This window comes from Tannerella sp., assembly GCF_030528505.1.
Taxonomy (GTDB): domain Bacteria; phylum Bacteroidota; class Bacteroidia; order Bacteroidales; family Tannerellaceae; genus Tannerella.
In genome coordinates this window covers 20,718-28,499 of record NZ_JAUMYS010000040.1, presented here as the reverse complement: position 1 = coordinate 28,499, position 7,782 = coordinate 20,718, and the positions used below count along the sequence as shown (strand labels likewise).

The window sequence follows — 7,782 nt, the reverse complement described above, 5'->3', positions numbered from 1 at the left end:
CCTTTGTGTCATATACGCTCAAAAGAATGAAAATCATTCGACGGTGAATGAAAATCATTCGCGCAGCGCGACGAACGACATTATATATCGAGAATACCCAGCTCTTTGGCACGCTGGAGTAGATTGACGGTTTTGCTCACTTTAAATTTCTGCAGCAGGTTGCGACGATGTGTATCGACCGTAAGGGGGCTGACGAACATCTTCTCGGCAATCTGGACGGAGCTGAGCCCCTGCGAAAGATAGCGAATCACCTCTTTTTCACGCGGGGTAACGGGCGGTAATTCTTCGACGCCCTGAGCCGAAAAAGTGGCCAGACAATGTTGTACGTCTTTGCCCAGATACACGCCACTCTCATAAATCCGGATGATGGCCGTCTCAATTTCTTCCATCGGACTGCTTTTGAGCAGGTAGCCCGAGGCGCCGCTGTTGAGCATACGAAGGATGATACTCCGTTCGGAGAAGTTACTTATGCCAAGAATTCTCAGTGCCGGATAAGCTTGTTTTATTTCGGCACATAGCTCGATACCGTTTCCATCGGGCAAATTGATGTCGAGCAACAGGATGTCTGCGGGCGTATGCGGAAGGAGCAGCCGTAACTGCTCAGCCGAAGCGGCGGCAGCTACCACCTCAATGCGGGGGTGTTCTTCCATGATGCTTTGCAACCCCTGATGAATAAGTGGATGGTCGTCGCAAATGATGATTCGAATCATATAGTCTGGAGTTTACATTCAATATTGATATTGGTACCGCGTCCCGGACGCGAATCAATCTCAAACGTCCCACCGAGGTATTTGATGCGTGATTCGATATTGTTCAGTCCCATGTTACGCGGGCTCTTTTCGACATCGAACCCACGGCCGTTATCGCCTGTTTCGATGAGCAGCAGGCCATCTTCGAACGTGCATTGTACGACGATTTCAGTAGCCCCGGAATGGCGTAGCGCATTGGTGATAAGCTCCTGAACGATTCTGTAGATGGCCAGTTGATGATGAGGATTGCCGATGGCGGTCAGGCCATGCGTATAGAGTCGTATGCGAAGCTGCTCCGTCTGAACGGAGGCACAGAAGTCTCGAATCGCTTCGTCGAGCCCCGACTTCTGCAAAGAGGCCGGAGTCAGGTTGTGCGACGTATGACGCAACTCGGTGATGGTCGTATCGAGCTGCCCGGTAATCTCTTGCAAATCGTTGTTTTCCTTGTTGCGCATCAGCCGTTCCACTTTCATCTTGATGCCGGTTACACGCCCTACAAGGCCGTCGTGAAGTTCCTGCGCCAAGCGTTTGCGCTCCTGTTCCTGCCCATCAATCAGCGCCTCGGCGACTTCTATCTCGCGCTGTTGTTGCAAAAGCAAGAGGTCTTTGCGATTACGTTTCCTGCGCGCGTTCCAGGCGTACGCAATCCATAGCAGCAGCAGAGCGACGAGCGTAATGCCTGCACTGATCATCGTGGTATGCAGCCGGTTTCTGCTTTCGAGTATCGCGATGGCCTGCTCTTTCTCAGCCGTCCGGAAGCGCGTTTCCATCTCGGCGAGCTGTTTTTTATAGTCGAGCGCGTTTATACTGTCTTTTAACCGACTATGCTGCCGCATCAACTCGTAAGCTCGGCGGTCATTGCCCAGTTGTGTCTCCAGCTCGGCAAGCTCGTAGGTCAAGGCCAGCCTGTTCTTGTCCGTTAGCTTGTTGTTCGGATCTTCCAACAGCTCCCGAAGCACTTCCTCTGCCTCCTTCCATCGTTCGAGGTTTTTGTATATCTGCGCCTTTTCGTATTTGAGCGAAATATAATCCCAATAAAAGTTATAAGTCAGTGCCTGACGCATGCCTTTCTCTATACTCTCCAACGCCTGCCGGGGCTTGTGCTGCAAATTAAAATGTCGGGCTTCATTCTTGTAATAAACGCCGGCCAGCTTGCTTCCCGGAAGTTTTTGTAACAAATCGGCCGCTTTCTGCAATACCTCTTCCGCTTTCTCCTGCTCGCCTCGATAACTATGCACATCGAACATATTCAGGTAAACCCAAAGCAAGTTGTCTGTTTCGTGCTGCTCGCTACGCACCAACGACACGGCGCGAAGATAGTACTCCATCGCCTTGTCATACTCCTTGTTGTTGAAGAACACGATCCCGACATCCGTCAGGTAGCCCATCAGCAAATCATCGTCTGCCGATTGCTCTGCCAGCGGGATACAATACATGAGCGTGAGGTCGAGAAACGCTTTATCATCGCCCGACTGTTGTGCCAACGCCCCGTAGTTGTGCCACAGACGCGCCCGGTACCGACAGGCCTCAGGCGTGTCGAACGCTTTGAGGGCTTCTTCGGCTTCCATGTATAAACGCTGGCTGCGGGTATTGTCATATCCGAAATAAATACCGGCCTCGTAGAAAAGGTAAACACCCATCCTGTAAGCGTTGCCTTCTGTCAGCGGACGCGCCTGACGCAAAACCGAAAACGCTTTGAGCGTATCGCGATACGACCAGTAATCCGAAAGCCTCATGAGTGCCCCGAACTGTTCTTCAGACGTCCGCGCTTCCTTCACCGCGCGGTTCAGCTCTGAGAGCTCGTCGGCACGCACCTGGGCATTCGTCCAAACGAACAGAAACAGGACGATGTAAAAATAGACGTTCTTCATATACGGGGCATCATCAATTCGATTGACAAAGATAGTGAAATACGCGCTGAAATAAGCTTGCGGACATCAATATACCGGAAAACAAGTAGACGCAAATACTGTTTTTAATCGATTGACAAGGCCTTTCCTACCGACTAACTTTGCAAAAAAAAGAGGCGGAGTCCGAAAAGCCTTACGAGTAGGAAAAACAAATAAAAAGCTATCATCATATGAGAAAAATAATGACCATGCTGCTGGTGCTGACGTTCTGCGTATCGTGCACGTCGTGCAGTAAAGATGAAGGAATAGGTGGCACGGGAAGAGCCGGGAAAAAGCTGCCCGGCACGTTGTATTGGTTCTTTGCGGGAAAAGCAGGGTACTACAACCTCGAATCCGGAAAAGTAGAGAAAGAATGGATGTCCATGGGAACAGCATCCTCATTCTTCGATGCGTTTGATATTTCGTGGGATAATCGGAAGATTTTGTTAACAATGGATGTAGAAGGGTCTTTTAATTTCGACGAACGACGGTTCGTGCTTCGCGAGAATAAAGGAAAGATTACGTACAAAGGTCTCAATGACGGACAAAATCTCCGCGACTTCAACTATGAATGGGGAGATATCAAGACAACGTACGGCCATCTCTCGCCTGACGAGAAGTATGTAGCCGTAGAAGCGCAGCACTTCTCAGATCTGCCGTTGACGATCCTCGACATGCAGACGGGCGATGCGATAAGCAGCTGGATGGTAGAAGGTATCAGTTTCTTGCGCTACGGCAAACCTGTTTGGACGGCCGACAATACATTATATTTCCGAATCGGGAACAAGCTCTATAAGTGCAGCCCGTCAAACGGGTACCGGTCGGCGCCGAAAGTGCTCGACTTGGGGCAGGGCGACAGTTATGTGACCGTGAACCCGGAAGGGACAAAGCTCGTATTCCGCCGTAACAGACACTTGTGGATGTGCGACATCGACGGAAGCAACCTGAAACAGATCACGACGAGCCGGACATCTAAGGTGATTGAATGGGACGGCGAACATCGCCCGACATTTTCGCCCGACGGAAAATACATCGCCTTTACCGGCGACTCTTCCAGCGGCACAGCCTGGAGCGATCACGACTATCCCGATGGCTCGTGGGTATCGGCTACCGGCGGCAAATTCGGCTACATCGCCATCATTCCGGCCGACGGAAAACTGTATGATCTGGATGATAAAAAAAGCGGCGCCATCTGGCTCAAAAATCCTACGGGAGCAGGCGGTATCGCATGCAGTGATATGCTGATATGGCGGTAATCCCATCAACGACAGATAAAAAAAACGATTTATAAACGTATTAAATAAAACTCACAATGAAAACTATCAAAATATGCTTGGCGCTTTTTGTGATGCTCGCGCTGACAAATTGCAACCCGGAAGATCAGAATATTTTACCGGACGGAAACGGTCACGGAACTTTCGACGTCAAATTCCAACCCGATTTGAAGAATACGATCTATACGTCGGCCATCTTCGGTCTGGCCGAAGTCGAACGACTTACCGACCAAGCCATCGACTTCTTTTATATTCATTATCGCTCCGACAAGAATGCCGAAATTCGCATCACCATCGAGGAGAGCGTCGTGAACTATCAGACGGTCATCGTGCAAAAAGTGAAACAAGGCGATAATGTCTTCTCACCCAAGCTGAAGTGGAAGTACGAAGATCTGAAAAGAATGGCTCAACCCGGCTATACCGATATCACCTTCGTATGTACGGATAAAGGCGGGCGGGAAATAGGACGCAAAGATATGAAGATAAGCTATCGCGCGATCAATGAATGTGTGCTTGCCGCTCAACTCGACAACAAGACGTATCCGCTCTTCTTCCTGATGGGTTCGTATATCAACGAAGACAGTCCGATCGTCGATGCGTTTTTGAAAGAAGTGCTCCGTTATACTACGCTCGATGCGTTTTACGGCTATCAGGGCGGCACGCCCGAAAGCGTAATCCGGCAGGTAGCGGCTATCTTTCTCACCCTTCGCGCCATGGGCGTAAAGTATAGCAGCATCACCGACACGAGCAACAGTAACCCGAAGGTAGCCAGTCAATACATTCGTTTTGCCGATGAAATCATGAACAATACGCAAGCGAACTGCGCCGACGGCACCGTCTTTTTCTGCAGCATACTCAGGAAAATCGGTATCCATGCAGTCATGATTTTCCAGCCCGGGCACGTCTATCTGGGATATTATGCCGATAGAAACAAGAAGCAGCTCTATCTGCTGGAAACAACCATGGTCGGGACGAAAGCATCGTTCGAGCAAGCCACTTTGACGAATGTAAAAACATTCAATAGCAACTTCAGTAAATATACGAACGATGATTATTTCGACATGTACTTTATGATTGATGTGGACGTGATTCGGAAGGTTATCAAACCGATCGGACGGTAACCCTTTTCATCTCTTCGCTCATTCCTTCACACGTCAAGAGGGTGTGTCAAAACGCAATGTTTGGGCACATCCTCTTTAGGTGTGTAAGAATGGGTGAAATGCAAGGCGCTAAGGATGAGAGTGAGGGAGCATACTAACGTATGTAACCGAGCTTACATTCCGCAAGCAACGAAGCAGTTCGCCCGTTATGACACACCGCCTTTCTTTCCTGTCGATACTGTGCGAGATTACTTCGTGCGGTTAGCCTGTACGTATTCGGCCATCGTGCGCACGGATTTGAAGATCTCTTTGCCTTGCGCGGGATCTTTGAGCTTGATGCCGTAGTTCTTCTCGAGCAGCACGATCAGTTCGAGCGCGTCGATCGAGTCGAGTCCCAATCCTTCGCCGAAAAGCTCGCTGTCGTCTCCAATATCTTCAGGCTTCACCCCTTCGAGGTTCAGCACTTTAATCAGTTCGTTTTTAAGTTCTAAAATCAGTTCGTCCATTGTTCTTTTAATTATATTGTTAGCTAAATAATTCGGTCAAATGTCCCGCCGTCAGCGGCAGGGGTGACCGTTTGTCGGTTATCGGTCGGTTGTCTGTCGAACAAAGCAACATGCGTCCGTCGAACGTATTGCCGTTCACTTCCGTCCATCCTGCCAGCACGTATCGCATACCGTTAGCTGCCAGTGTGTCGTCGACTATCGTACAAATCGTTTCGGGCTGAAAGGCGGGCAACACATAAAACATCGTCTCTCCGAAGATTTTGTTTCGGATGGCGATTTCGCCCGTCACGATATTGGGCAGCGTATAGACAAATTCGGCCGGAGAAGGGAAGAAGTTCTCTTCGTCGCGAATCGTTTCCTGATATGCTGCATCGGCTTCGAGCGATGCGCTGCGGTTGAAGAGCACGATGCCCATATCTTCCTTCGGCTGCTCTCGGTCGAACCCTTTCAGCAACCATTCGGAGGCGAGAAAGCCGAGCTTCGAGAGCGCGTCCATCTTGTAGAATTTGCGGTAGTCGATTTGGAGAGCGCGATACGTAGCTGCGAAGAAATCATGCATCGGAAGATGTTCCGGATCGGGAACGAAACACGTCTCACCGTTCAGGCTCACTCCTTCCAGATTTATCGTACAGTATGTATGTATATAGTTCATCTTTCTACGGCCTGATCGGGTATATGTTTCGTAAACAGCAGCGCGGCATTACATCCTCCGAAGCCGGAAAGCATCTTAACGCACCGGCTACTCGTTGTCGGATGCGTTTCAGACGCGACGCGGAGCGGATGCGTGACCCCGAGCGTCTCGAAGCCATGCGTCTTTAAAACAATCCCCTCGCGAAGGGCTCGGATCGAGATGACACTCTCCAACACGCCTGCCGCGCCGAGCGTATGCCCGAAATACCCTTTCAGGCTGTTGACCGGGATATCGGCCAGTCCGGCGCGTGTCAAGGCGATGGACTCCATCTCGTCGTTATAAGGCGTAGCCGTGCCGTGAGCATTGACAAAAGCCACCTCGCCGGGCGCTATGCCTTCCAGAATATAACGCAGGGCAAGATAGCTGCCTTCGCCCGTGCGTGAGGGGCCGGAGATATGATTCGCGTCGTTGCGGACGGCTCCGGCCGTCAGGACAACCTCGCCGGCATCTATCTCCTCCGCGCGACGCTCGGTCATGATAAGAGTCGCCGCAGCCTCCCCGAGATTCAATCCGCAACGGTCACGGTCGAACGGCTTGCATACCTCCTGCGACAAGGCTTTGAACGACTGAAAGCCCGAAATCACAAAGCGCGACAACATATCGGCGGCAACGACGATGATATGATCATATCGCCCCGCACGTAATTCACGCTGCGCGGCGATGATCGCCGCGGCACCGGAGATACACGCGTTCGAGACAACGAGTGGAGGATTCGTATTCCCGAAAAAACAAGCAATCCGCTCGGCCGACCGCCAGAGAAAAACCTGTTCAGCCTCATAGCCGCGGCGTTCGTGCTCGTCGAGAAGAAACACATTGCCTTTCGTCGTCGAGAAGATAAAGAGCACCCGCTTGTCCGACGCGTCGATCGCGGCCGTTTTCAAAGCTCCGGCGACCGAGACAATAGAAGCCTTCTCTATCTTCGTATAATTTGCCGTCATGGCAGCAGGAGCGTATTTGATCTCGGTCTCCGCGAAGGCCGCGTTCAAAGCCGTGTCATCGATCTCCGAGGCCATGAACGGTTCGGGCAGTCCGAAGCGCTCGCGGTACAAGCGCAATCCGGTCCGGCCCTGCTTCACGTTCCGGTAATTTTCTTCGGCGGTAAAACCGAGCGAAGAGATGATGTTATCGCCCGTACAGATCGTCATAACTGGCCGTGTTTCTTTTTCCATGCTTCGTAAAACGGCGGGTTCGTCCACATCAGCCGGTATTCGCGATCGAGGAAGACTTGTGTCGAGGAGCCGGTAGCGATGAGGCTCTCGTCGTCGAGGAGCCTAATCTCGTAATCGAAAATCACCTTGGCTGCAGGCGTGTTACGATAGGTGATGTCAATGCGCGCACGTTGCCCGTAGAGTAACGGTTTCTTATATTGAAAGTTTAAATCTACGAGCGGCGCAAAGCATTCGTTGGCGATATACTCGTGATAACTCAGGCCGAACACTCGCCCGAACTCTTCGCGAGCATCTTCGAAATAAAGCGCGTACGAGCCGTGCCAAACAATGTGCATCGAGTCTACCTCGCTGAACCGTACGTCAAATTCTTTCGATGCTTTTAATACGTTCTCCATCCTCGTTCT

The 7,782-nt window shown here is 51.1% G+C and carries 8 protein-coding genes; 2 read left to right on the top strand and 6 right to left on the bottom strand.

Annotated features, from left to right (window positions below; genetic code table 11):
- Window positions 1–80: 80 nt before the first annotated feature.
- Window positions 81–710, bottom strand: a complete 630-nt coding sequence (locus tag Q4A89_RS07625) for a response regulator transcription factor (protein WP_303184696.1) — start codon at window positions 708–710, stop codon at window positions 81–83.
- Window positions 707–2,620, bottom strand: coding sequence for a sensor histidine kinase (locus Q4A89_RS07620; RefSeq protein WP_303184695.1), 1,914 nt, complete (start codon window positions 2,618–2,620; stop codon window positions 707–709). Before Q4A89_RS07620 ends, Q4A89_RS07625 begins: the two co-directional genes overlap by 4 nt.
- 209 nt (window positions 2,621–2,829) lie before the next feature.
- Here Q4A89_RS07620 and Q4A89_RS07615 point away from each other — a divergent pair, with 209 nt between their 5' ends.
- Window positions 2,830–3,894, top strand: a complete 1,065-nt coding sequence (locus Q4A89_RS07615; protein ID WP_303184694.1) for a hypothetical protein — start codon at window positions 2,830–2,832, stop codon at window positions 3,892–3,894.
- Between the two features lie 56 nt (window positions 3,895–3,950).
- Window positions 3,951–5,033, top strand: coding sequence for a hypothetical protein (locus Q4A89_RS07610; RefSeq protein ID WP_303184693.1), 1,083 nt, complete (start codon window positions 3,951–3,953; stop codon window positions 5,031–5,033).
- A 227-nt stretch (window positions 5,034–5,260) separates the two neighbouring features.
- Here the strand turns inward: Q4A89_RS07610 and Q4A89_RS07605 are convergent, their stop codons facing one another.
- From Q4A89_RS07605 to Q4A89_RS07590, 4 genes are read right to left on the bottom strand one after another with little or no spacing between them, the layout of a single operon-like run.
- Complete coding sequence (locus Q4A89_RS07605; RefSeq protein WP_303184692.1) at window positions 5,261–5,518, bottom strand: phosphopantetheine-binding protein; 258 nt, start codon at window positions 5,516–5,518, stop codon at window positions 5,261–5,263.
- Window positions 5,519–5,537: 19 nt separating this feature from the next.
- A complete protein-coding gene (locus tag Q4A89_RS07600; RefSeq protein WP_303184691.1) occupies window positions 5,538–6,170 on the bottom strand; it encodes a hypothetical protein in 633 nt (210 codons plus the stop codon).
- On the bottom strand, window positions 6,167–7,354 hold the full coding sequence (locus Q4A89_RS07595) for a beta-ketoacyl synthase (RefSeq protein WP_303184689.1): 1,188 nt from the start codon (window positions 7,352–7,354) through the stop codon (window positions 6,167–6,169). The genes Q4A89_RS07600 and Q4A89_RS07595 overlap by 4 nt, the downstream gene beginning before the upstream one ends.
- Window positions 7,351–7,773 carry a thioesterase family protein gene (locus tag Q4A89_RS07590; RefSeq protein WP_303184688.1) on the bottom strand — a complete coding sequence of 141 codons (423 nt, stop codon included), beginning with the start codon at window positions 7,771–7,773 and terminating at the stop codon, window positions 7,351–7,353. The genes Q4A89_RS07595 and Q4A89_RS07590 overlap by 4 nt, the downstream gene beginning before the upstream one ends.
- Window positions 7,774–7,782 lie beyond the last annotated feature (9 nt).